The following is a 25,457-nucleotide window of genomic DNA, read 5'->3' as shown; positions in this document are numbered from 1 at the left end:
CCTGCCTGACTGGTCAGTTAATCGTAAAAAACCTGATATTTTTCCTCTGCTTCCTTAATGTCTGGCCAATCCCGCGCCCAGCCAGCGTCTTGGCTACAGGCGGTGGGGCGATCAGGAATTTATTGTGTACAGCTTTTCCCGAAAGTGTCTTAATCGGTCGCAATCGCAGGATGTAGAGCACTTCATTGGTGCGCTGCTTCACCATGGCCGGATGTGAGGAGTGAAGTTTTGGGAAAATTGACCACACACGTGCTGGACGCCGCCCACGGCTGTCCGGGCAGTGCCATCCGCATCGATTTGTATCGGGTCGAAGACCAGCAACTGCTGCACATTGTCAGTGCGCTCACCAACAGCGACGGGCGCTGCGATGCGCCGTTGCTGCAGGGCGAGGCCTATCAATCCGGCGTCTATCAGTTGCACTTCAAGGCTGGCGATTATTACCGCGCGCGCGGCGTTGCCCTGAATGAGCCGGCCTTTCTCGATGAGGTGGTGCTGCGCTTCGGCATTGATGCAGGTCAGGAACACTTTCATGTACCGCTGTTAATCTCGCCGTACAGCTACTCGACGTACCGGGGCAGCTGAATACCTCTTGCCCGCCCCACACTGCGGGCTTTTTTCTGTGCGTGTCTGCGCTTTTGCCCTGTGTACAATGCGCCAGTCCCGACGCCTTAATCCACCTGCGCGCGAGTGCCCATGAACGACCAGTCCCTGCCTCTCAAGAAACAGCCGCGCAGCCTTGGCGTCAGCCGTAACGTCACGCAGGACGATGTCGTTTACGAACATGTTTTCGATGCCATTCTGGAACAGCGGCTGGCGCCGGGTACCAGGCTGAGTGAAGAGGCGCTGGGCGAGATATTCGGTGTCAGCCGTACCATCATTCGTCGTGCCCTGTCGCGGCTTGGACATGAGGGCGTCGTGCTGTTGCGCCCCAATCGTGGCGCAGTGGTCGCCAGCCCCAGCGTTGAAGAGGCGCGTCAGGTATTTTTCGCGCGGCGCATGGTCGAGAAGGCAATCACTGAACTGGCGGTCGAGCACGCCACTGCCGAGCAACTGGCCGAGTTGCGCCAGATGGTCAGCGACGAGCGCGACAGTTTTGCGCGCGGTGATCGGGGCGCTGGTATTCGTCTGTCCGGCGAATTCCACCTTCAGTTGGCCGTGGCCGCGAGAAACGCGCCGCTGATCAGCTTCCAGCGCAGCCTGGTGTCGCAGACGTCACTGATCATTGCCCAGTACGAAACCGGCAATCGCACGCACTGTTCCTACGATGAGCACAGCCAGTTGATCGACGCCATCGAAGCCCGCAATACAGCGCTGGCCGTCGAATTGATGATGCATCACATGGACCACATCGACGGCAAGCTCAACCTTGACGAAGACAGCGCCTCGGATGATTTGCATGCGGTGTTCTCGCATGTCATGGGCCGGAAAAAGCAGGGGCGTTGAGGCTGTACGGATAATTCAACTGTCGTGCTGACGTCCTGCGTCGGTTTGGCCAAAAGAATCAACTATCGTGCGACGCTCCGCGTCGTCATGCCGTTCCGGACGCTCCGCGTCCTCTTGAAGACGCAGAGCGTCGCGAACTGCATCCCCACGCTGGAGCGTGAGGAACGATAATCTCAACTTCGTGCTGAGGCTCTGCGTCGGTCTGGCCTGCTGATTCAATTATCGTGCGACGCTCCGCGTCGTCATGCCGTTCCGGACGCTCCGCGTCCTCTTGGCGACGCAGAGCGTCGTGAACTGCGTTCCCACGCTGGAGCGTGAGGAACGAGATGCTAGCCTCTGTCATGCACCAATCGCCCACCTGACCAGGTCTGTTTCACGGTCCGGTCATCACCAATCGTCATCAGCACGAAGAGAATCTCTTCGATAGTCTTCGCCTGCTTCAAGCGATACGACAGCAGCGGGGTGGCGTTGTAGTCCAGCACCAGGAAGTCAGCCTCGTTGCCGGGCTTCAGGCTGCCGACCTTGTCTTCCAGACGCAGCGCCCGCGCGCCGCCCAGGGTCGCCAGGTACAGCGACTTGAACGGATTGAGCCGGGCGCCCTGCATCTGCATGACCTTGTAGGCCTCGTTCAGGGTCTGCAGAATCGAAAAGCTGGTGCCGCCGCCCACGTCGGTGCCCAGACCGACATTCACCTTGTGCTTCTCGGCCATCGGCAGGTCGAACAGGCCGCTGCCCAGAAACAGGTTGGAGGTCGGGCAGAAGGCAATCGCCGAGCCGGTCTGTGCCAGTCGGGCGCATTGTGCGTCGCACAGGTGCACGCCATGGGCGAACACCGAGCGCTCGCTGAGCAGGTTGAAGTGATCGTAGACGTCCAGGTAATGCTTGCGCTCCGGGAACAGCGCCTTTACCCACTCGATCTCCTGAAGGTTCTCGCTGATGTGGGTCTGCAGGTACAGGCCGGGGTATTCGGTCAGCAACTGACCAGCCAGGCTCAATTGCTCCGGGCTGCTAGTCGGCGCGAAGCGCGGCGTCACTGCGTAGCTCAAACGCCCTTTGCCATGCCAGCGTTCGATCAGCGCCTTGCTGTCGGCATACCCGGATTCTGGCGTGTCGACCAGATAATCCGGCGCATTGCGGTCCATCATCACCTTGCCGGCGATCATGCGCAGATCAAGTGCCTGGGCCGCGCTGAAAAACGCCTCGACCGATTCCTTGTGCACGCTGCCGAACACCAGTGCCGTGGTCGTACCGTTGCGCAGCAGTTCCTTGATGAAGATGTCGGCCACCTGCGCCGAATGCGCGGGGTCGGTGAACTGGCTTTCACAGGGGAAGGTGTAGGTGTTGAGCCAGTCCAGCAATTGCTCGCCGTAGGAGCCGATCATCCCGGTTTGCGGCAAGTGAATATGGGTGTCGATGAACCCCGGCGTGATCAGTGCGTCGGGGTATTCGATCAGCTCGACATCGTCGTCGAGCCGCTCCAGCAGATCGGCAGCGTGACCCACCGCAACGATCTTGCCGTCCTCGACCAGCAACAGGCCGTCGGCAAAGTATTCATAGGATGCCTCCAGCGCCACTTCGGCCGGGTCGGCGAGGCTGTGAACGATGGCGGCGCGATAGGCTTTACGGCGGGAAACTGAACTCATGGCACTCTCGTTGTGACTCATTGCGACTGACTGCGGCGCGATGCAGGCAGCAGTCTGGCGATAGGTTCGGCGTTGGCGGTGTGTTGGCCAAAGCTGACATTGTAAGTGGCGATTATTTCCGCGGCGATCGACACCGCGATCTCGATGGGCAGTTTGCCTTTGACCTCGGCCAGGCCCATCGGGCAACGCATACGTTGCAGCAGACTGGCGTCGAAACCGCGTTCCCGCAAGCGATGTTCGAACTTGACCCGTTTGGTTTTCGAGCCGATCAGCCCGAAGTAACCAAAGTCGCCACGGCTGAGGATGGCGGCAGTCAGTTCCAGATCCAGCTGATGGTTGTGGGTCATCACAATGCAATAGGTACCGACCGGCAGTTGCGCGACCTCGTCGACCGGCTCGTCATTGATGATCTTCATCACGCCGTCGGGCATCGGTTCGGGGAATTCCTGCTCACGGCTGTCGATCCAGCGCACCCGGCAGGGCAGGCTGGCCAGCAGCGGCACCAGGGCGCGGCCGACGTGACCGGCACCGAACACGGCGATCTGCGCGACGGGCTCGCCCATCGGTTCGAACAACAGCACGTTCACGCCACCGCAACACTGGCCCAGGCTTGCACCCAGGTTGAAACGTTCCAGGCGCGTCTGCCGGGTGCCGCTGGCAAGCATCTCGCGGGCGATTTCCATGGCCTTGTATTCCAGGTGCCCGCCACCGATGGTGTCGTGGATGCGCTCGGCGCAGACCACCATTTTCGATCCGGCATTGCGCGGCGTGGAGCCCAGCTCTTCGATGATGGTTACCAGAACGCCGGGTTCCCCACGGGCCTGCAGCTCGGCCAGGGCGCTGATCCAGTTGTTCATTTCTGCTCCAGGACAGAGTGATCCAGGCCAGGCGCCTTCGCGAGCAAGCTCGCTCCCACAGGCGCATCCTGAATAGGTGAGGGCGAGCCTGGCGAAGCTTCACTTGCCCGCGAAGAGGCGGAAACAATCGGCTCGGCCCCTTCGCTGGATGCACGACGCGCAGCGCTGTTCCGGCGCATCTGATCACAGCCCCACAATACTTTTTCCGGTGTCGCCGGGGCGTCGATGTTCGGTTGATGGCGGTAGTCACCCAGGCTTGCCACAGCGTCCTTGATGGCGCACCAGGCGGCGATGCCGAGCATGAACGGCGGCTCGCCGACGGCCTTGGAGTGGAACACCGTGTCTTCCGGGTTCTTGCGGTTCTCTACCAGCTTGATGCGCAGATCGAGCGGCATGTCTGCCACTGCCGGGATCTTGTAGGACGCCGGGCCGCTGGTCATCAGCTTGCCCTTGTCGTTCCACACCAGTTCCTCGGTGGTCAGCCAGCCGGCGCCCTGAATATAGCCGCCTTCGACCTGACCGATATCGATGGCCGGGTTCAGCGACGCGCCGACGTCGTGCAGGATGTCGGTGCGCAACATCTTGTATTCGCCGGTCAGCGTATCGACGATGACCTCCACGCAGGCTGCGCCAAAGGCGTAGTAATAGAACGGCCGGCCACGCGCCTGGCTGCGGTCGTAAAAAATCTTCGGCGTCTTGTAATAGCCGGTGCTCGACAGCGACACCTGACCCATCCACGCCAATTGCGCCAGCTCGGCGAACGGCAGGAACAGCTCGCCGATCCGCACATGGCCATTGCGGAACTCGACCTCTGCTTCGCTCACCTGATAGTGCCTGGCGGCAAACTCCACCAGCCGTTGCTTGAGGATTTCAGCGGCATTCTGTGCCGCCTTGCCGTTCAGGTCGGTGCCGCTCGAAGCTGCAGTGGGCGATGTATTCGGCACCTTGTCGGTGTTGGTCGCGGTGATCTGGATACGGTCGATGTCCACCTGGAACACTTCGGCCACGACCTGTGCGACCTTGATGTTCAAGCCCTGGCCCATTTCGGTGCCGCCATGGTTCAGGTGGATGCTGCCGTCGGTGTAGATATGAATCAGCGCACCGGCCTGATTGAGAAAGCTGGCGGTAAACGATATGCCGAACTTGACCGGCGTCAGCGCCAGGCCTTTTTTCAGTACCGGGCTGCCGGCATTGAAAGCGCGAATCGCTTCGCGGCGCTCGGCGTACTGGCTGCTCTGCTCAAGGTCGGCGGTCATCTCTTCCAGCAGGTTGTGTTCGACCGTCTGGTAATAGTGGGTGACGTTACGCTCGGTCTTGCCGTAATAGTTGGCCTTGCGCACGTGCAGCGGGTCTTTGCCGAGGAAGCGTGCAATGCAGTCCATGACCTCTTCGATGGCGACCATGCCCTGCGGGCCACCAAAGCCCCTGTAGGCGGTGTTGGACGCGGTGTGCGTCTTGCAGCGGTGACCGTTGACAGTGGCCTCACCCAGGTAATAAGCGTTATCGGCATGAAACATGGCGCGGTCGACGATGGACGCCGAGAGGTCCGGCGAATAGCCGCAGTTGCCGGCCAGATCCAGCTGTATGCCCTGCAAACGTCCGTCATCGTCGAAACCCACGTCGTACTCGATGTAGAACGGGTGGCGTTTGCCGGTCATCTGCATGTCTTCGAAGCGTTGCAGGCGCATCTTGGTGGGCTGGCCGGTCAGGCGGGCAATCACTGCGCACAGGCAGGCCGGGCTGGCCGCCTGGGTTTCCTTGCCGCCAAAACCACCGCCCATGCGGCGCATGTCGACCACGATGCGGTTCATCGGCACGCCCAGAACCTCGGCCACCAGATTCTGGATTTCCGTGGGGTTCTGGGTCGAGCAATAGACGATCATGCCGCCGTCTTCGGTCGGCATCACCGAGGAGATTTGGGTTTCCAGGTAGAAATGTTCCTGGCCGCCAATGTGCAGGTTGCCCTGCAGGCGGTGGGTTGCGCGCGCCAGTGCTGCGGCGGAGTCACCGCGCTTGTGCGTATGGCTGTCGAGCACGAAGTGCTTCTGGCGCAGGGCCTGGACCACATCCAGCACCGGTGGCAGGTCTTGATATTCGATGATCGCCGCCATGGCCGCCTGGCGTGCAATGTCCAGATCGCGAGCCGCCACGGCGAGCACCGGTTGCCCGACGAACTCCACCTTGTCGATAGCCAGCAGCGGGTCGCCGGGCAGCAACGGCCCGATGTCCTTCAGCCCCGGAATATCCTCATGGGTAATCGCAATGCGCACACCTTCGAAGGCGTAGCAGGGCGAGGTATCGATGCTGACGATTCGCGCATGGGCACGGTCGGAAAGGCGCGCGTACACGTGCAACTGGTTGGGAAATTCCAGGCGATCATCGATGTACACCGCTTCGCCGGACACATGCTTGGCGGCACTGTCGTGCTTGACGCTGCGGCCTACGCCGGTGCTCAGACCCTGCTGAAACACCGCAAGCATCTCGGCCTGGGTGATGGGTTTGGAATGCTCAGACATAGTCAGTCACCCGCGTTGGAACGGCTGGGGTCTGTAACTCGATGAAGTACTTGCGCAGCAGGTTCTGCGCACTCAACAGACGGTACTCCTTGCTCGCCCGGAAATCCGACAGCGGGGTGAAGTCCTCGCTCAGTGCTGCGCAAGCGCGTTCGACGGTCGCATAGCTCCACGGCTGTCCGATCAGCGCCTTTTCGCAGGCCGCTGCACGCTTGGGGATCGCCGCCATACCACCGAACGCTACGCGAGCCTCGTGGATGACGCCGCCTTCCAGGGTCAGACGAAAAGCCGCGCAGACCGCCGAGATGTCATCGTCCAGTCGTTTGGAGACTTTGTAGGCCCGAAACGTCTGCCGGGGATTGGCTGTCGGTACGATGATCTTTTCGATGAACTCGCTTTCCTGGCGGGCGGTGACCTTGTAGTCGATGAAATAGTCTTCCAGCGCCAGGGTGCGCTGACTGTTGCCTTTGCGCAGCACGACCTGCGCGCCAAGGGCGATCAGCAGCGGCGGGGAGTCGCCGATGGGGGAGGCGTTGCCGATGTTGCCACCCAGCGTGCCCTGATTGCGGATCTGCAACGAAGCAAAGCGCTGCAGTAACTCGCCGAAGTCCGGGTATTCGGCCTTGAGTGCTGCATAACAGTCGGTCAACGGGGTCGCCGCACCGATCTCCAGGTGGTCGTCGAAACGCTTCACGCCCTTCATCTCGTCAATGTGTCCGACGTAAATCATCACCGGCAGCTGTTTGTGAAACTGTGTGACTTCCAGGGCCAGATCGGTGCCGCCGGCCAGCAGGCGCGCCTGTGGATGGCTGTCGTAGAGATCCGCCAGATCCGCCACGGTCAGCGGAATGAAGCAGCGGTTTTCGCCATCATTCAGTTCATCCGTGCGGGCCGGAGCGATGGCGCGCAGGCGCTCGACGGTCTGCGCCTGGCGCTGATCGAACTGGTCCGGCAGGCGCTGTGCGCAAGACTGCTCGGCGGCGGCCAGAATAGGGCGATACCCGGTGCAGCGACACAAGTTGCCGGCCAGGGCTTCGTGGGCCTGATGGGCATCGGCTTCGCTGCTGTTCTTTTGCAGGGCAAACAGCGACATCACAAAGCCCGGGGTACAAAAGCCGCATTGCGAGCCATGACACTCGACCATCGCCTTCTGCACGCTGTGCAACTGGCCCTGATGCTTGAGGTCTTCGACACTGATCAATTGCTTGCCGTGCAGCGACGCCATGAACGTCAGGCACGAATTGAGGCTGCGATAACGCAGCGTTTGCTCGCCGTCGGCGTCACTGTGCAACTCGCCAACCACGACGGTGCACGCACCGCAGTCGCCACTGGCGCAACCTTCCTTGGTACCGGGCTTGTGTGCCTGCTCACGCAGGTAGGTCAGCACGGTCATGTTCGGATTCAGGCTGCGCTCGGTTTTTAGCTCTTGGTTCAAAAGGAACTGAATCACGGCGCAAAGCCCTCACGTTTATTGTCATCAGACATGTCAATGAATCTATCAGCTCTGTTTATTGGGTCAATTTGTTTCTGACTTCCGAGTCAGGAAATTGAGTTTTTCGGCAATCTGCCGATCAAAGAGCCCCTGGTTCTTGAATCGCCTGCTGGCTGTATTCAAGGTTTTGCGTATTTCGTGCCAGTTTCCGTGTTTATGGCCCTGCGCCACCCGTGCCGGTTGCGATACACTCCGCGACTTGCATGCGGAACTGGTTTTTTCTGAAGGATAGTCATGACGTTCAAGGCCCCGGACAGCCTCGCTGAGCAAATTGCTCATCATCTTGCCGAGCGGATCATTCGCGGTGAGCTCAAGCCTGGAGAGCGTATCCAGGAGCAGAAAGTCACGCAGGCGTTGAACGTCAGCCGTGGCTCCGTGCGCGAAGCATTGCTGATTCTGGAGCGCCGCCACCTGGTGGTGATCCTGCCGCGGCGTGGCGCACAGGTCACGGTGCTCAACGCGCACAACGTCACCAGCCTGTGCAGCCTGATGAGCGAACTGTACATTCTGCTGGCCAATGCGGTTGTGGAGCGCTGGAAGACCGAGGATGATCTTGCGCCGTTCGTGCAGATACAACGGCGTCTGCAGGCCAGTTTCGAGCAGCAGGACGTCAAGGCATTCGTCGAAGAGAGCTTCAATGTCATGCGCGCGGCCTATCCATTCGCCAACAACCCGTACCTCGAGGAAACCGTCGAGAACCTGCAGCCTTCCATGAGCCGCAGCTATTTCCTCGCGCTCGAGCAACGCAAGGCCGATATGGGCGACTACCTGGCGTTGTTCGACGAACTGCTTGGCGCAGTCATGGTGCGGGATGTGCCGAAGATTCGTGTCGTGCTGGTCAGCTACTGTCAGCGCAGCTGCCAGCTGGTGCTGGCCGCCCTGGCAGCGGGCTGACGCCGTGCGCCTGAAGTGCATCAAGCTGGCGGGGTTCAAATCGTTCGTCGACCCCACCACGGTGAACTTCCCCAGCAACATGGCGGCTGTCGTCGGCCCCAATGGCTGTGGCAAATCCAACATCATCGATGCCGTGCGCTGGGTCATGGGCGAAAGCTCGGCCAAGAACCTGCGCGGCGAGTCGATGACCGATGTCATCTTCAACGGCTCCACCAGCCGCAAACCGGTCAGCCAGGCCAGCATCGAACTGGTGTTCGACAACTCCGACGGCACGCTGGTGGGCGAGTACGCGGCATATGCGGAAATCTCCATTCGCCGCAAAGTGACCCGCGACAGCCAGAACAGCTACTATCTGAACGGCACAAAATGCCGCCGTCGCGACATCACCGACATCTTCCTCGGCACCGGCCTGGGGCCGCGCAGCTATTCGATCATCGAACAGGGCATGATCTCCAAGCTGATCGAAGCCAAGCCCGAAGACCTGCGCAACTTCATCGAAGAAGCTGCGGGGATCTCCAAGTACAAGGAACGGCGCCGCGAAACCGAAAACCGTATTCGTCGTACCCATGAAAACCTGGCACGCCTGACCGACCTGCGTGAGGAGCTCGAGCGTCAGCTGGAGCGTCTGCACCGGCAGGCTCAGGCCGCCGAGAAGTATCAGGAATACAAGGCCGAAGAGCGCCAGCTGAAAGCGCAATTGTCGGCCCTGCGCTGGCAGGCGCTGAATGATCTGGTGGGGCAGCGCGAGGCTGTTATCGGCAATCAGGAGGTCGGCTTCGAGGCGCTGGTGGCCGATCAGCGCAGTGCCGATGCCAGTATCGAAAGGCTGCGTGACGGCCACCATGACCTGTCCGAGCGCTTCAACCTGGTGCAGGGCCGCTTTTATTCGGTCGGCGGCGATATTGCCCGCGTCGAGCAGAGCATTCAGCACGGTCAGCAGCGACTGCGCCAACTGCAGGATGACCTGCGCGAAGCCGAGCGTGCCCGCCAGGAAACCGAATCGCACCTTGGGCACGACACCACGTTGCTCGCTACCCTTGGCGAAGAGCTGGAGATGCTCGAGCCCGAGCAGGAAATGACCAGCGCCGCAGCCGAGGAGTCGGCGATCGCTCTGGAAGACGCCGAAGCGGCCATGCAGGGCTGGCAGGAGAAGTGGGACGTCTTCAATCAGCAATCCGCCGAGCCGCAGCGTCAAGCCCAGGTCCAGCAGTCACGTATTCAGCAACTGGAACAGAGCATCGAACGATTGGCCGAGCGCCAGCGACGTCTGGCCGAAGAGCGCCAACTGCTGGCCGCCGACCCGGAAGGCGCGGCCATTCTGGAATTGAGCGAAGACCTCGCCACCCGTGACATGACCCTTGAAGAGCTGCACATGGGCGAAGAGCAGGCGGTCGAGCGGCTTGAGCAATTACGCGAAGCATTGCAGCAGGCCAGTCAGGCGCAACAGCAGGCGCAGGGCGAACTGCAACGTCTCAACGGCCGGCTGGCGTCTCTGGAGGCGCTGCAGCAGGCTGCACTTGATCCGGACACCAGCACCGCCGAGTGGCTGCGTGATCAGCAACTGGCCGAGCGACCGCGTCTGGCCGAAGGGCTGAGCGTCGAAGCCGGCTGGGAAATGGCCGTGGAAACCGTGCTTGGCGCGGATTTGCAGGCCGTGCTGGTGGATGACTTCGACGGGTTCGATCTGGCCGGTTTTCAGCAGGGCGATCTGCGCTTGCTCAGCGCGGGTGCTGACACGGTTCGCGCGCCGGGCAGCCTGCTGGAAAAGGTCGACAGCGCGGTTGATCTGTCCGCCTGGCTGGGCCAAGTGATTCCGGTCGAGAATCTGGACGAGGCGCTGGCGCGACGTGCACAACTCGGCGCCGGGCAGAGCCTGATCAGTCGTGACGGCTACTGGGTGGGGCGGCACTTTTTGCGTGTACGCCGCGCCAGTGAAGCGCAGAGCGGTGTGCTGGCTCGCGGTCAGGAATTGCAGCGGCTGGGTCTGGAACGCGATGAGCGCGAGGCGACTCTGGCCACCCTGGAAGAGCGGTTGCTGGTTTTGCGCGAGCAACAGTCGCAGGAGGAAGACGCGCGTGAGCAGCTGCGCCGTCGCGTGCAGGACGAAACCCGTCAGCAAAGCGAACTGAAAGCACAGCTGTCGGCGGTCCGGGTAAAAGTCGAGCAGTTGACCCTGCGGCGCACCCGCCTTGATGAAGAGTTGGCCGAGCTGGGCGAGCAGCGCGCTGTCGAGCACGAACACCTTGGCGAATCGCGCCTGCAATTGCAGGACGCACTGGACAGCATGGCGCAGGATACCGAGCAGCGCGAGGTGCTCCAGGCCCAGCGCGACGCGCTGCGTGAGCGTCTGGACCGGATACGTCAGGATGCGCGGCAACACAAGGATCACAGTCATCAACTGGCGGTGCGTCTGGGCTCGATCAAGGCGCAATACGATTCGACCCGTCAGGCGCTGGAGCGCCTGCGCATGCAGTCCGAAAGGCTTACCGAGAAGCGCGAGCAACTGAGCCTGAATCTGGAGGAGGGTGAGGCCCCGCTCGAAGAGCTGCGCCTCAAGCTTGAAGAGCTGCTGGAGCGGCGCATGGTGGTCGATGACGAAATGCGCATCGCCAAGAACGCACTCGAAGACGCTGACCGCGAATTGCGTGAGGCAGAAAAGCGCCGGACCCAAGCCGAGCAGCAATCGCAGCTGCTGCGTGGCCAACTGGAACAACAGCGTCTGGAGTGGCAGGCACTGACGGTACGGCGCAAAGCCTTGCAGGACCAGTTGCATGAAGACGGTTATGACCTGCACGGCGTGCTCGCCACCCTGACGCCGGAAGCCAGCGAACAGGCCGCCGAGCAGCAACTGGAAAGTATCGCCGGGCGTATTCAGCGTCTGGGCGCTATCAACCTCGCGGCCATTGACGAGTATCAGCAGCAGTCCGAGCGCAAGCGCTATCTGGATGCGCAGGATGCCGATCTGGTCGAAGCGCTGGACACCCTGGAAAACGTCATCCGCAAGATCGACAAGGAGACCCGAAACCGCTTCAAGGATACCTTCGATCAGATAAACAGCGGAATTCAGGCACTTTTTCCAAAAGTTTTCGGTGGCGGCTCCGCTTATTTGGAACTGACGGGCGAAGATCTACTCGATACTGGGGTGACAATCATGGCGCGCCCCCCCGGCAAGAAGAACAGCACCATTCATTTGCTGTCCGGCGGTGAAAAAGCCCTGACGGCGCTGGCACTGGTTTTTGCCATCTTCAAACTCAATCCTGCGCCGTTTTGCATGCTTGACGAGGTGGATGCGCCGCTGGATGACGCCAACGTGGGTCGCTATGCGCGGTTGGTGAAAGAAATGTCACAAACGGTGCAGTTCATCTACATCACCCACAACAAGATCGCCATGGAAATGGCCGATCAACTGATGGGGGTGACGATGCACGAGCCCGGTTGTTCGCGGCTGGTAGCGGTGGATGTGGAGCAGGCGATGGCGCTGGTGGATGCCTGATTCAGCGCCTCGTTCTGCGGCCAGATCGCTGCCCGGAGGCCTGAAAATGCGACGCTTGTACATTGGATGGCAATTTGGGCGGCGAAGAGACGTAACAGACGGTGTAAAGTTACCTTTGGTCGTGCTAGTTTAGTGACCACTTTTTGTTTTCGCGTGGGCGAATTGCCAGTCAGAACATAGACTTGGCACCACGTATTAAAGGGGTTTAGGCCCTTATTTTCAGATTTCTTCATTAGAGGCACTGGATTACATGGAAATCGGTCTGCGCGAGTGGCTGATCGTCATCGGCATAATAGTCATCGCCGGTATTCTCTTTGATGGCTGGCGCCGTATGCGCGGCAGCAAGGGTAAATTGAAATTCAGACTGGATCGGAGCTTCTCCAACCTTCCGGATGAAGAAGAAACCACGTCTGCCGAAGTGCTGGGTCCGCCCCGTGTGCTGGATACGCACAAGGAGCCGCAGCTCGACGAGCACGATCTGCCGTCCATGAGCGCCAGCCCGCGTGAAGGCAAGCGTGGCAGCAGTGAAAAGCGTAGCGACAAGAAGCGCAAGGACGAGCCACAGCAGGGCGACCTGAATCTGGATCTCGACGGCCCGAGCCTGTTCACGGGCCGCGACGACGATTTCCCGGACGACAAGCCGGCCCAGCGCATCACCGAAGACAAGGACCTGCCTCCTGTTGAGGAAGTACTGGTCATCAGCGTGATCTCGCGCAGCGAAGGCGGTTTCAAGGGCCCGGCGCTGCTGCAGAACATTCTGGAAAGCGGCCTGCGTTTTGGCGAGATGGATATTTTCCACCGTCACGAGAGCATGGCTGGCAACGGCGAAGTACTGTTCTCGATGGCCAATGCGGTCAAGCCCGGCGTGTTCGACCTGGACGATATCGACCATTTCAGCACCCGTGCAGTCAGCTTCTTCCTCGGCTTGCCGGGTCCTCGTCACCCCAAGCAGGCATTCGACGTCATGGTTGCCGCCGCTCGCAAGCTGGCCCACGAGCTGGATGGCGAACTGAAGGATGATCAGCGCAGCGTCATGACGGCGCAGACCATCGAGCATTATCGCCAGCGCATCGTCGAGTTCGAGCGTCGTGCGTTGACCCAGCGTCGCGGTTAAGCAAGCCCTTGGGCAGGTCCCCGATCATGAGCGTGCTGCGGCATGCCCTGTCGGGGCCTGACCTGAACAGAACAGAGCCAACAGATTGAGCAGCCTCGGCTGCTTTTTTGCTTTTTGAGAGAACACCGTATGAAGGCCGTCGAAACCCGAATCCTGGAACTGCGTGCAGAGCTGGATCAGCACAACTACCGCTACCACGTTCTGGATGAACCGAGCATTCCGGATGTCGAGTACGACCGCCTGTTTCACGAGCTCAAGGCCCTGGAGGCGGAAAACCCCCATCTGGTCACTCCTGATTCGCCGACGCAACGGGTCGGAAGCGCTGCCTTGTCGGCGTTCACCCAGGTGCGTCACGAAATGCCGATGCTTAGCCTGGGCAACGCGTTCGAAGAAAACGACATGCTCGAGTTCGACCGACGGGTAACCGAGGGGCTGGATCTGCCGTCCGGAGACCTGTTTGGCGAAGGCAGCAAGGTGCAGTACAGCTGCGAGCCCAAGCTGGACGGTCTGGCAGTCAGCCTGTTGTATCGCGACGGCGCTCTGGTGCGGGGCGCGACACGCGGCGACGGAACCACCGGCGAAGACATCAGTGTCAACGTGCGCACAGTGCGTAACATCCCGCTCAAGCTGCAAGGCAAGGGCTGGCCGGATGTGCTGGAAGTGCGCGGTGAAGTGTTCATGTCCAAGGCTGGTTTCGAGCGCCTCAACGCCAGTCAGCTGGAAATCGGCGGCAAGACCTTCGCCAACCCGCGCAACGCAGCCGCGGGCAGCCTGCGTCAGCTGGATTCCAAGATCACCGCGAACCGCCCGCTGGAGTTCTGCTGCTATGGCCTGGGCCAGACGTCGGCAGAAATCGCCGACACGCATATCGGCGTGCTTGAAGCGCTGAAAGATTGGGGCATGCCGGTCAGTCGCGAGCTGAAACTGGCGAATGGCGTCGAGGAGTGCCTGGCCTATTACCGCGATATCGGTGAGCGGCGCCTGGCGCTGAGCTACGAGATCGACGGCGTGGTATTCAAGGTCAACAACCTGGCAGCGCAGCGCGAACTGGGCTTCCGCGCCCGTGAGCCGCGCTGGGCGATTGCCCACAAATTCCCCGCCATGGAAGAGCTCACCGAACTGCTGGATGTCGAGTTTCAGGTGGGGCGTACTGGCGCAGTGACGCCGGTCGCGCGGCTCAAGCCGGTCAAGGTGGCAGGCGTCATGGTCGCCAACGCCACGCTGCATAACATGGACGAAGTGGCGCGGCTCGGCCTGATGATCGGCGACACGGTGATCATCCGGCGTGCCGGTGATGTGATTCCGCAGGTGGTGCAGGTCGTTGCCGAGCGCCGCCCCGAGAATGCCAGGGCGGTGCAGGTTCCGCAGACCTGCCCGGTGTGCGGCTCGCATGTCGAGCGCACGCAGCTGATCAAGCGCAGCAAAGGCAAGGAAACCGTCACCGAGGGCGCGGTGTATCGCTGTGTCGGGCGTCTGGCCTGCGGTGCGCAACTCAAGCAGGCGATCATCCATTACGTGTCGCGTCGTGCCATGGACATCGAAGGGCTGGGGGACAAGACCATCGAGCAACTGGTCGATGAGAAACTCATCGGCTCGCCTGCCGACCTGTACAAGCTGAAGTACGAACAGATCATCGATCTGGAAGGCTTCGCTGAGATCTCCAGCAACAAGCTGCTCAAGGCCATTGCCGACAGCCGACAGCCGACCCTGGCGCGCTTCATCTATGCCTTGGGCATTCCCGACGTGGGGGAAGAGACGGCAAAGGTTCTGGCGCGTTCGCTGGCGTCGCTGGAGCGCGTCAAACAGGCCTTGCCGGAAGTGTTGACCTATCTGCCGGATGTCGGCCTGGAGGTCGCTTACGAGATTCACAGCTTCTTCGAGGACGAGCACAACCGTAACGTCATCGATGCGCTGCTTGGTGAATGCGGTCTGCAATTGCAGGACCAGGGCGAGCTGGGCGCCGAGTTCGCGGCCAGTACCACGCTGGAAGGGCTGATCGACAAATTGCACATTCCGTCGGTAGGGCCGGGCGCTGCGCAGAAACTGGCGGACCGGTTCGGTACGCTGGAGGCCATCATCAGCGCCGACTGGCTGGACATGCGTCAGACCCTGCCCGAGAAACAGGCCAAGTCGGTCCGTGACTTCTTTGACGACAGCGCACATGCCGATCGCGCCCGCGCCATCGAAGCCCAGCTCAAGGACTTCGGCATGCACTGGCGCAGCGAGAAAAAAACCGTCGAAGGCTTGCCGCTGGCCGGCCAGACCTGGGTACTGACCGGCTCGCTGGAACGCATGAGCCGCGACATCGCCAAGGAAAAACTCGAAAGCCTGGGTGCCAAGGTGTCCGGCTCGGTCTCGGCCAAGACCCACACCGTGGTCGCGGGGCCGGGCGCCGGCTCGAAGCTGACCAAGGCCAACGAACTGGGCCTTACCGTGCTGGACGAAGATGCACTGCTCAAACGCCTGACCGAACTGGGCGTGGCGGTTGATTGAGGAAGGCCGACGCTCCGTATGCCCTGATTATCGTGCGACGCTCCGCGTCGCATGCAGTTCTGAACGCTCTGCGTCCGATCTTGAGTGTGATGGTGCGGCGTAGATCTGTGACGCGCAGCGTCACGCACTGCATTCCCACGCTGGAGCGTGAGGAACGATAATCCCGACTACCGTGCGCCCACCGTTTTCGCCCAGGCAAACGCCGTCGACGCTATCCTTCCCCGTCGCTCGATAATATTTTGAACCCCTCACACGTCGGCATGATCTAGTCCATGCAAGGTCAACGGGAGATCGCCATGTACCGCTTCTTCGAGCAATTGAGTTCACGCATTACCGCCCCATTTGTCGGCGAATCCAAACGTAACAGCAAGGTCTGGCAGTGCACCTGTGGCCAGTCGGTGTTTTTCCCCAATACCCAATGCCTGGCCTGTTCTGCAGCGCTGGGCTACCTGCCTGAACAAGGGCGCGTTGCCACGCTCGAAGCGGGGCCTGATTCCACTACCTGGCGCTTGAGCGATGAGCCGGGTGCCGGGCTGTATCGGCGTTGCGCCAACCTTGGCACCCCGGCAGCCTGCAACTGGCTTTTTCCAGAGCACAATGCCGGCGAATTCTGTGTCGCGTGCAGCCTCAATCGCACCATTCCCGACCTCTCGGTCGTTGAAAACGGCGAACGCTGGCGCAAGGTCGAGACGGCCAAACGTCGTCTGGTCGCGCAGCTGATCTCCCTGGGCCTGCAGGTCATTCCCAAGACTGTCGACGAAGAAACCGGCCTGGCTTTCGATTTTGTCGGTGTCGATCTGGAAGGCAACTTGCCGACCACAGGGCATGCCAATGGCCTGATCACCCTGAACATCGAAGAAGCCGACGACGCACACCGCGAAGCGATGCGCGTCCAGATGCACGAACCCTATCGCACCTTGCTTGGCCATTTTCGTCATGAAGTCGGTCATTACTACTGGGATCGGCTCATTGCCAATACCCACTGGCAGGACAGCTATCGCAACCTGTTCGGCGACGAGCGCGCCAGCTATGCCGACGCGCTCGATCACCACTACAAGAACGGCGCGCCGGACGACTGGCAGGAAAGCTTCGTCAGTGCCTACGCGACCATGCATCCTTGGGAAGACTGGGCCGAAACCTGGGCGCACTACCTGCACATGATGGATGCGGTCGACACCGCGCTGGGGTTTGGCATGAGCGCCCGCGACATGGAGCTCGATTACCAGCCGTTTCCGCTGGAAGTGCTCTACGATCCACAGCATCCGGGCGGTCCGGCGTTCCTGTCGTTCGTCAATGCCTGGATAGAGCTGGCGAGCATGCTCAACGAGCTGTCACGCAGCATGGGGCAGCCGGATTTCTATCCGTTCGTGCTGCCGCCAGCGGTCATCGCCAAGCTGCACTTCATCCATCTGGTGATTCAGGATGCCGGTGGCAAGGCCGATGAGGTTTTGCAGGCCCAGTAAATACGGGCTGTGCCTGACACGCTTCGGCGGCGTGTCAGGCATGTGTTCTAAGCGGGGTCAAAGCGTCAGGGTCAGCCTGCGCTCGAAACCGATCCGCCCGCGATACGCCTCACCGGTATCCACCCAGCCCTGGCCTGTATAAAGCCCGATGGCAGCCAGGTTGTCCGCATCCACCGACAGCATCAATTGAGTGATGTCTGGCCATTTCAGGCGTAACGCCGCAGGCAGCGCTTGCAGGCACGCCTTGCCCAGCCCTTTGCCCTGTTCACGGTGATCGATCTGCAACGCATGCAGTGTCGCCGTCAGATCCTCCTGCGCCCAATGTGGCAGACAATCATCACGCTTGAGCAGGAAGAATCCGACGGGCGTCTCGTCACCGAGCAGCGCAAAGCCGCAAATATTCGGACTGGGTCTGACCAGCAGCGTATTGAGCGCGGTGTAAATATCGCCGGAGAACTGTATCTGTTCCTGCGTAACCTCGAGGTATCCGAGCTGCTGGCGTTGAGAGGCGGTGAGGTCGTGGTAGTCGACCAATCGAGTCTGCATGAGCAACCTGCTGGCTGATTATTGTTGAGGCGGGCAGGGTACAGGAACGAATAGGGCGGTTTCGAGGATTTGTCACGCCGATCACCGATGCGCATTTGCCTTTCAGCCCCGGCACACAAGTGCTTGAGCCCCCTCGAAATTTTTATCCGAAGCAACGGTTGTAAACTCGCGCAAGACCGGTACAATGGCGCGGCTCGCCAACTGGTGAGTGTCGTTATGGTGACCCCATCGGTCCCCCCGCAACGATTACCCGTGAACCTGGTCAGATCCGGAAGGAAGCAGCCACAGCGGGAACATTGTGTGCCGGGGTGTGGCTGGTGGGGGCACCACCTTAACGAATCTTCAGTCGGTCCTCGACGCAGTTGTCCTGAAATCCCCATATCTCCCCGTACATCCAAACCCTCGCCATATGCTGAACGCGCGTTAGCTTTCCTGCGTCTGTGTCCGCGCATGGATACCTTTTGCACTGAGTGTGACCATCCCGATATAGAACGGTCGGTACTGCGATCCGAATTCGTCTGAACCCTCGGCGCCATGTGCCACCTAACCCCTTACGCGTCGCTTGAAACCGTTTTACGGCAAGGGGCAATTCAAGTCGCTGCGGGTGTCACAGGCTTTTCGGTCAGGCGTCTCGCAGCAGTGGAGCCGGGGGCCGGATGGAACAGGACATCATCAGATTTTTCACAGACTCGCAATTTCTGGGCATATCGCTCGCTAACTGGATACTGGCTATCTTCGCCTCGACCCTGAGTTTTATTCTGGTCCGGGGCGTGATCGGTTTCGTGCTTAGAAAGATGCGTTCGCGTGCGGATGCGCCCAGTACGCATATGCGATACATCGTGGTGCAGGTGCTGTCCGGCACCAGTAATACCTTGTTGCTGCTGGCTTCGATCCTGATCGGCATCGGCATCCTCGATCTGCCGGAGCGCTGGCTCGGGCGGGTCAGCAGTCTGTGGTTCGTGGTCGCTGCATTGCAGGTCGGGCTGTGGGCAAACCGGGCGATTGCGCTCGCGTTGCAGCGCTACTTCGTGCGTCACAACGCTGGCGGCACCTTTCAGGGCAGTGCGTTGGCCACGTTGAGTCTGTGGGGCGCGAAAGTGTTGCTGTGGGCCACGGTGGTCATGGCGATGCTGTCGAACGTCGGGGTCAATATCACTGCGTTCGTCGCCAGCCTCGGGGTCGGCGGTATTGCGGTCGCGCTGGCGGTGCAGAACATTCTGGGTGATGTGTTTGCCTCGCTGTCCATCGCGGTGGACAAGCCTTTCGAAGTTGGCGACTTCATTGTCGTCGGTGCGCTGTCCGGTACGGTCGAGCACGTCGGCCTGAAGACCACGCGCATCCGCAGCCTGGGGGGCGAGCAGATCGTGATGGCCAACGCCGACATGATCAACAACACCATCCAGAACTACAAACGTCTGCAGGAACGGCGCATTGTCTTCGAGTTCAGGCTGACCTATGACTGCTCGGTCGATCAGATCAGGGAAGTGCCGAAGAAAGTCGAAGCGATCATCAACGCGCAGAAACTGGCGCGTTTCGACCGTTCGCATTTCCGGGGTTTTGGCGAGACATCACTGGAGTTCGAGACCGTTTTCATCGTGCTCGACCCCAGCTACAACGTCTACATGGATGTGCAGCAGGCGATCAATCTGGACATCATGGACGCCTTTGCCGAACTGGATGTGCGTTTCGCGTTCCCGTCCCGCACGGTGTACGTGGCGTCCCTGCCACCGGTGAAAACCGCTCGTCCTACTGCGCTGGAAGCTGCCGACGCGACGACCTGATGGAATCAGGCCGGAAACTGCAGCGCGTTGGTCAGGTCGCCCATCGGCGTCTGGCCACGCGCGATCATGGCCTCGTCGCGACGTTTCAGACCGTCGAGCTTTTCCAGGCCATGTACGCGGGTGATCAGGCGCAGGATCGAGGCGGTATCGTAAACCGTGTGGTCGACCTTGCCCTTGCGGGCGAAAGGCGAGATGACCAGCGCCGGAACGCGTGTGCCGGGACCGAAGCGATCGCCCTTGGGCGGTGCGACGTGGTCCCACCAGCCGCCGTTCTCGTCGACGGTGACGACGATCACCATGTTGTCCCACTGCGGGCTCTTACGCAGCACCTTGATGACCCGGTCGATGTGCCGGTCACCCGCCGCCACGTCGGCGTAACCGGCGTGCATGTTCAGGTTGCCCTGGGGTTTGTAGAAGGTAACGGCAGGCAACTTGCCCGCTTCGGCATCGGCGAGGAAGCGATTGGTGCTTGACTCGTCACCCAGCCCACCGTCACGCAGACGCTTCTTGCGTTCTTCAGGGTGCTGTGGACCTTGCTGCTTGAAGTAGTTGAACGGCTGGTGATGATATTGAAAGTTGGGGATTTTCGGGATCCCGGTGGAGTCCTTGAATTCATCCAGCGTCACTTGCCAGGCACCGGCATACCAGGCCCAGTCCACATTCCTTTTCGACAGCTTGTCACCGATGTGCTCATGGCCTTGCGGAACCAGTACGTTGGGCAGATCCGGTTTCGAGTAATCAGGGTTCTGCGGGTCGCGCAACCAGGTTGGCCAGTAGGGCGGGGCCATGGTGTTGACGGCGTAATTGTCCGGCGTGATAGCGCTGGGCCCGAACTGTGGCGGTCCGTCCATGGCGCTGGCCGGCGACTGGTCGAGCGGCTTGAGGCGCGGGTCATGCGGGTTGAAACTCTGCAGAGTAGCGATTTGCGACTTGGCCGGAGATTCGGCGGCGTTCGGGTAAATAGGCGCGGTGGCTGAAATCAGGTACTGGTGGTTGAGGAACGAGCCGCCGAAAGCACCCTGAAAGAAGTTGTCACACAGCACGAACTCCTTGGCCACGTCCCACAGGCGCAGCGAGTACTGAGTCTGTGCGTAGTTGCCCATGGTCAGGCCGCCCGCATCAGCCCAGGCCACGAAGCGATCATTCTTGCCGTCGTTGATCTGCATCTGGTTCTGGTAAAAGACGTGCCACAGGTCGCGGGTCACCAGGCTCAGCGGCAGGTCTTCACCCTTTGGCCCTTTAAGCGGGAACGGCGCGTTGGGCAGGTCTTGCTGAAACTGCTCGCCCACCGGATAGGTCACGCCATCGACGGTTTGCGGTCCGACCTGCAGCACACCGCCCCAGGCCGGTGGCAGTTTGGACAACCGGGTGCCGTCGCGGTCGCGCTGCTCGTAATCGGATGGCCTGAGCGAAGAGAGTGGCTTTTCGACGCCGGGGAAATCACCGAACAGGTTGTTGAAGCTGCGGTTCTCGGCGTAGATCACCACGATGGTTTTCACATTCTCGCGCAGGGCGCGATCCAGCGCGGGTCCGGCAAGGTGATGGTGCCGTTCGTTGTCGCCAGGCGGCTTTTCGTGGGCGGAAACGTAGCTGCTCAGGGTGACGCCTGCACCCAAGGCAGCCATCCCGCCCAGAAAACGACGGCGGCTGGGGTTTTCGTTGGTATCTTCGTCGTCTGGTCTGTCGCTCATCGCCAAATACTCGCGCTGGTTTATGTGTTACCAAAGATTTCAGGCGAGCGTAACGATGGAATATGACGCTATTGCGACAGCGCAGATGAAGGATCAGGGGGCAGTGGGCGTGGTGTAGTGATCGATGATTTGCTGAATCTCGCCCGACAGACGCATCTGCACCAGCGTGCGCAAAATTCTGCCCACTGGCAGGTCGGGGTTATTGCGGATCATGCAGGCGGCCGGCTGTTCGGCGACCAGCGATATCGGCTTGAGTTTCTTGCCGATGGGCAGGTTCCGGTTGGTCCATTCGAGGATCAACTGATTGGTCACCGCGTAGTTGTAGCGCCCGGCCATCAGCTTGCCGAGCGTCTGGTTCTGCGTGCGTGCATCTTCACGGACCAGTTTGTGCGCCTCGAAAAGATGCTGCAGGGCCGGGTAGGTGTAGCCCAGCACGGTACCGACGGTTTCATTGTCGAACTGTTCGGGGTAGGGGCCGGCAGCCGTTGCCGCCGAAGCGACCAGCCAGTCGCGTTGATAGAGAATCGGCAGGCTCCACAGGTAGTCCCCGGACAGGTCCGGGTACCACGCCTGGGCGCTATAGCAGTGCATGTCGACTTCGCCGCGCTCCAGCGCCGACTGGATACGCAGGCGCGGCATCACGTGATAACTCGCTTCAAGGCCCACATGGTGTGCAAGGCTTTGCATGATGTCGAACAGAATGCCGGATTCGGGACGAAAGTCGGTGATGTGCATCATCGGCATGGTCCAGCCTTCGTTGACCGCAAAGCTCAAGGTCTCCTGCGTCGCGCGGCCGGTCTGCGGCAACAGCAATAGCAGGCAGACCGCCGCTGCACGAGGCAGCCGCGGCGTGGTGAAGGCCCGGATAAAGCGCGTCAATAGAGTCATTTGCACAGCTTAGCCACAATACAGACGGACACCAGATGCAATTTTGCCCCTGCTCGGCTAGCATTGGCGGTCTTCCGCTTACCAGTTGCGACGGTTTTAAATGAGTTATCAGGTTCTTGCACGTAAATGGCGTCCGCGCTCGTTCCGCGAAATGGTCGGCCAGGCTCATGTGTTGAAGGCCCTGATCAACGCGCTGGACAGCCAGCGCCTGCACCATGCCTATCTGTTTACCGGCACACGGGGCGTCGGCAAAACCACTATCGCGCGCATCATCGCCAAGTGCCTGAATTGTGAAACCGGCATCACCTCGACGCCTTGCGGCACCTGCTCGGTGTGCAAGGAGATCGACGAGGGCCGTTTCGTGGACCTGATCGAAATCGATGCCGCCAGCCGCACCAAGGTCGAGGACACGCGCGAGTTGCTGGATAACGTGCAGTACGCGCCCAGTCGCGGTCGTTTCAAGGTTTACCTGATCGACGAAGTGCACATGCTTTCCAGTCACTCGTTCAACGCCTTGCTCAAGACGCTTGAAGAGCCGCCGCCCTACGTCAAGTTCATCCTCGCCACCACCGATCCGCAAAAGCTGCCGGCGACCATTCTTTCGCGCTGCCTGCAGTTCTCGCTGAAGAACATGACGCCTGAACGTGTGGTCGAGCACCTGACCCACGTGCTGGGCGTCGAGAATGTGCCGTTCGAAGACGATGCGCTGTGGCTGCTCGGGCGCGCCGCCGACGGTTCGATGCGTGATGCGATGAGCCTCACCGATCAGGCCATTGCCTTCGGCGAAGGCAAGGTCATGGCCGCCGATGTACGTGCCATGCTCGGCACGCTGGACCACGGCCAGGTGTTCGATGTGCTGACCGCGTTGCTGGAAGGCGATGCCCGCGGAGTACTGGAGGCGGTACGTCACCTGGCCGAGCAGGGCCCTGACTGGAATGGCGTGCTCTCGGAAATCCTCAACGTGCTGCACCGTGTGGCGATTGCCCAGGCGTTGCCGGAAGGTGTCGACAATGGTCATGGCGATCGTGACCGGGTGCTTGCCCTGGCGCAGGCCCTGCCTGCCGAAGACGTGCAGTTTTACTACCAGATGGGCTTGATTGGTCGTCGTGACCTGCCGTTGGCCCCTGATCCGCGTGGCGGCTTCGAGATGGTCCTGCTGCGCATGCTGGCGTTCCGGCCTGCCGACAGCGATGACGCGCCGAGGCAGCTGCTAAAGCCAGTGGGGATCAGCCAGGCCACGGTTGATTCCCGAAAAGCAGTGGCGGATGCGACACCTGTTGCATCGGCAGCTCCCGCAGTGTCGACCGCTCCGGTGATGGCTGCGCCCGATCCGGCCTTCGAAGCGCTGCCGCCTGCGGCAGCTCCGATGCCGGCCGCCACCCGGGCAGAGCCCGCGGTACAGCCGCAATCCAAGCCGGAGCCACAAGCCGCGCCAGTCGAAGACCTTGACCTGCCGTGGAATGAGCCGAAATCACCAGTTGCTGAACCCGCCGCCGAAACTGCGCCTGATAGCGAAGCCGAGCCAGTAGCGGAGCCGGTTCTGGAGACCGTTTCCGAGCAGCCCGACCTGACGCCCATGCCGACACCTGCGCCCGCCAGCCCGGTGCCGGCCGCGCCCGAGGCCGAGCCTGCGCCCGCGCAACCGGTTGCCGAGCAGTCGGTCACGCCGGCAATGCTCGAAGCCATCCCGGACTCTGCGTATATGTCCATGCACGCCGACGCCATGTCTTCCGACTCCGGGCCCATGGGCCGTGACGACGAGCCGCCAGCGGACGACGATTACGTCGAGCCGGATATCGATATAGACCCGGCGTCCTATAGCTATCTGGATGAGCTGGCCCACGAAAGTGTCGTCGAGCTGGAAGCCGTCGAACCGGAGCCTGCCCCGGCGGCCAAACCGGCCACCGGTCTGGCTGCCGAGTGGCTGGACGTATTCCCCAAGCTGCCGATCTCCGGCATGACCGGCAGCATCGCGGCCAACTGCACATTGATCTCGGCCGATGGCGACAACTGGCTGCTGCACCTCGACCCGGCGCACAGCGCGCTGTTCAACTCGACTCAGCAGCGGCGCCTGAACGATGCGTTGAACCAGTACCATGGGCGCACGATCAATCTGAATATCGAGTTGATCAAGCCCGAGCAGGAAACCCCTGCGCAGGCTGCTTCACGGCTGCGTGCCGAGCGTCAGCGCCAAGCCGAAGCCTCGATCCAGGCCGACCCGTACATCCAGCAGATGCTGCAACAGTTTGGCGCTGTGATCCGGGAAGACACGATCAAACCCGTGGACGCGCCTGCGGTGCAGGCTCAATAACTGAACACAGGGCGCCGCTGGCGCCACGCAAACGAACCATCCATTTTCGAGGAGATATCCCATGATGAAAGGTGGCATGGCTGGCCTGATGAAGCAGGCGCAGCAAATGCAGGAAAAAATGGCCAAGATGCAGGAAGAGCTGGCCAACGCGGAAGTCACCGGTCAATCGGGCGCAGGCCTGGTGAGCGTGGTGATGACCGGTCGTCATGACGTCAAGCGCATCAATCTGGATGACAGCCTGATGCAGGAAGACAAGGAAGTGCTGGAAGACCTGATCGCCGCTGCCGTCAACGACGCTGTGCGCAAGATCGAGCAGGCCAGCCAGGACAAGACGGCTTCCATGACTGCCGGCATGCAGTTGCCGCCCGGTATGAAGCTGCCGTTCTGACGGTCGTCCGGGTCATGATCAATGCCAGGCCCTGTGCCTGGCATTTTTCTGTCTGCTGTGTGGCTGGCCGGGCTCCGTTGTTCGGCTTCATCACTACCATCAGTATTTGGCCTGAGCGACTGAATTGAGCGACAATCGTCCCCCGTCTCTGGAGTGCCCCATGTCTGAGCCCATTGAAAACCTTACTGTCGACGCCGAGCTGGACGCCGTCGGGCTGTTTTGTCCGGAACCTGTGATGATGTTGCACCAGAAGGTGCGTGATCTGCCTGCGGGCGCTCTGCTCAAGGTCATTGCAACCGATCCGTCCACGCGTCGCGATATCCCGAAATTCTGTGTATTCCTCGGTCATGAACTGGTTGCAGAGCAAGCCGAAGAGGGCACGTTCCTGTACTGGATCCGCAAGAAGGCCGACTGATCGTCACATCGCTGCAACCCGCGCCTGTTCAC

Annotated in this window: 18 protein-coding genes and 1 other RNA gene; 12 read left to right on the top strand and 7 right to left on the bottom strand. The window is 60.9% G+C overall.

Going from position 1 to position 25,457, the window contains the following annotated elements:
• Nucleotides 1–228 precede the first annotated feature (228 nt).
• Both uraH and JOE33_RS05110 read left to right on the top strand, forming a co-directional pair.
• Nucleotides 229–582 carry a hydroxyisourate hydrolase gene (gene uraH, locus JOE33_RS05115; RefSeq protein ID WP_010427170.1) on the top strand — a complete coding sequence of 118 codons (354 nt, stop codon included), beginning with the start codon at nucleotides 229–231 and terminating at the stop codon, nucleotides 580–582.
• 111 nt (nucleotides 583–693) lie between these two features.
• Nucleotides 694–1,443: a GntR family transcriptional regulator gene (locus JOE33_RS05110; protein ID WP_122693695.1), complete on the top strand. Its 750-nt coding sequence runs from the start codon at nucleotides 694–696 to the stop codon at nucleotides 1,441–1,443.
• 329 nt (nucleotides 1,444–1,772) lie between these two features.
• On the opposite strand, the gene guaD is transcribed toward JOE33_RS05110, so the two are convergent.
• From guaD to xdhA, 4 genes are read right to left on the bottom strand one after another with little or no spacing between them, the layout of a single operon-like run.
• A complete protein-coding gene (gene guaD / locus JOE33_RS05105) occupies nucleotides 1,773–3,086 on the bottom strand; it encodes a guanine deaminase (protein ID WP_187625672.1) in 1,314 nt (437 codons plus the stop codon).
• Nucleotides 3,087–3,103: 17 nt separating this feature from the next.
• Nucleotides 3,104–3,943 carry a xanthine dehydrogenase accessory protein XdhC gene (xdhC, locus tag JOE33_RS05100; protein WP_187625671.1) on the bottom strand — a complete coding sequence of 280 codons (840 nt, stop codon included), beginning with the start codon at nucleotides 3,941–3,943 and terminating at the stop codon, nucleotides 3,104–3,106.
• Nucleotides 3,940–6,459, bottom strand: a complete 2,520-nt coding sequence (gene xdhB, locus JOE33_RS05095; protein ID WP_187625670.1) for a xanthine dehydrogenase molybdopterin binding subunit — start codon at nucleotides 6,457–6,459, stop codon at nucleotides 3,940–3,942. Before xdhB ends, xdhC begins: the two co-directional genes overlap by 4 nt.
• Nucleotides 6,452–7,906: a xanthine dehydrogenase small subunit gene (gene xdhA / locus JOE33_RS05090; protein WP_187625669.1), complete on the bottom strand. Its 1,455-nt coding sequence runs from the start codon at nucleotides 7,904–7,906 to the stop codon at nucleotides 6,452–6,454. Before xdhA ends, xdhB begins: the two co-directional genes overlap by 8 nt.
• A gap of 276 nt (nucleotides 7,907–8,182) precedes the next feature.
• On the opposite strand from xdhA, the gene JOE33_RS05085 reads away from it, so the two are divergent.
• The 5 genes from JOE33_RS05085 to JOE33_RS05065 all read left to right on the top strand — a co-directional run bounded on the left by JOE33_RS05085 (nucleotide 8,183) and on the right by JOE33_RS05065 (nucleotide 17,405).
• On the top strand, nucleotides 8,183–8,842 hold the full coding sequence (locus tag JOE33_RS05085) for a GntR family transcriptional regulator (RefSeq protein WP_054993733.1): 660 nt from the start codon (nucleotides 8,183–8,185) through the stop codon (nucleotides 8,840–8,842).
• A gap of 4 nt (nucleotides 8,843–8,846) precedes the next feature.
• The gene (gene smc / locus JOE33_RS05080; RefSeq protein WP_209924042.1) at nucleotides 8,847–12,335 is read left to right on the top strand and encodes a chromosome segregation protein SMC; all 3,489 of its coding nucleotides are present in this window, start codon (nucleotides 8,847–8,849) and stop codon (nucleotides 12,333–12,335) included.
• Nucleotides 12,336–12,585: 250 nt separating this feature from the next.
• Entirely contained in the window at nucleotides 12,586–13,449 is an 864-nt protein-coding gene (gene zipA / locus JOE33_RS05075) for a cell division protein ZipA (RefSeq protein ID WP_010427154.1), read from the top strand.
• Between the two features lie 129 nt (nucleotides 13,450–13,578).
• Entirely contained in the window at nucleotides 13,579–15,942 is a 2,364-nt protein-coding gene (gene ligA, locus JOE33_RS05070; RefSeq protein ID WP_187626060.1) for an NAD-dependent DNA ligase LigA, read from the top strand.
• Nucleotides 15,943–16,238: 296 nt separating this feature from the next.
• On the top strand, nucleotides 16,239–17,405 hold the full coding sequence (locus tag JOE33_RS05065; RefSeq protein ID WP_010427151.1) for a putative zinc-binding peptidase: 1,167 nt from the start codon (nucleotides 16,239–16,241) through the stop codon (nucleotides 17,403–17,405).
• Nucleotides 17,406–17,462: 57 nt separating this feature from the next.
• Here the strand turns inward: JOE33_RS05065 and JOE33_RS05060 are convergent, their stop codons facing one another.
• Nucleotides 17,463–17,951 carry a GNAT family N-acetyltransferase gene (locus tag JOE33_RS05060; RefSeq protein ID WP_096125641.1) on the bottom strand — a complete coding sequence of 163 codons (489 nt, stop codon included), beginning with the start codon at nucleotides 17,949–17,951 and terminating at the stop codon, nucleotides 17,463–17,465.
• A 226-nt stretch (nucleotides 17,952–18,177) separates the two neighbouring features.
• Between JOE33_RS05060 and ffs the strand changes: the two genes are divergently transcribed.
• Nucleotides 18,178–18,274, top strand: an RNA gene (gene ffs, locus JOE33_RS05055) — signal recognition particle sRNA small type.
• Nucleotides 18,275–18,607: 333 nt separating this feature from the next.
• Complete coding sequence (locus tag JOE33_RS05050; protein WP_096131466.1) at nucleotides 18,608–19,732, top strand: mechanosensitive ion channel family protein; 1,125 nt, start codon at nucleotides 18,608–18,610, stop codon at nucleotides 19,730–19,732.
• Nucleotides 19,733–19,737: 5 nt separating this feature from the next.
• Here JOE33_RS05050 and acpA read toward each other — a convergent pair whose 3' ends face one another.
• Entirely contained in the window at nucleotides 19,738–21,423 is a 1,686-nt protein-coding gene (acpA, locus tag JOE33_RS05045; RefSeq protein ID WP_096243368.1) for an acid phosphatase, read from the bottom strand.
• A gap of 93 nt (nucleotides 21,424–21,516) precedes the next feature.
• Nucleotides 21,517–22,311: a transporter substrate-binding domain-containing protein gene (locus JOE33_RS05040; RefSeq protein WP_096101209.1), complete on the bottom strand. Its 795-nt coding sequence runs from the start codon at nucleotides 22,309–22,311 to the stop codon at nucleotides 21,517–21,519.
• Nucleotides 22,312–22,411: 100 nt separating this feature from the next.
• Between JOE33_RS05040 and dnaX the strand changes: the two genes are divergently transcribed.
• The 3 genes from dnaX to tusA all read left to right on the top strand — a co-directional run bounded on the left by dnaX (nucleotide 22,412) and on the right by tusA (nucleotide 25,425).
• Entirely contained in the window at nucleotides 22,412–24,622 is a 2,211-nt protein-coding gene (gene dnaX, locus JOE33_RS05035) for a DNA polymerase III subunit gamma/tau (protein WP_187626059.1), read from the top strand.
• 61 nt (nucleotides 24,623–24,683) lie between these two features.
• Nucleotides 24,684–25,010: a YbaB/EbfC family nucleoid-associated protein gene (locus JOE33_RS05030; protein ID WP_002552818.1), complete on the top strand. Its 327-nt coding sequence runs from the start codon at nucleotides 24,684–24,686 to the stop codon at nucleotides 25,008–25,010.
• A gap of 160 nt (nucleotides 25,011–25,170) precedes the next feature.
• Nucleotides 25,171–25,425, top strand: coding sequence for a sulfurtransferase TusA (tusA, locus tag JOE33_RS05025; protein ID WP_187626058.1), 255 nt, complete (start codon nucleotides 25,171–25,173; stop codon nucleotides 25,423–25,425).
• Nucleotides 25,426–25,457: the final 32 nt, after the last annotated feature.

This window comes from Pseudomonas sp. PvP027 (genome assembly GCF_017833005.1).
Classification (GTDB): Bacteria; Pseudomonadota; Gammaproteobacteria; order Pseudomonadales; family Pseudomonadaceae; genus Aquipseudomonas; species Aquipseudomonas congelans.
The sequence above is the reverse complement of the archived record's forward strand: the minus strand, read 5'-3'. Positions and strand labels throughout refer to the sequence as shown.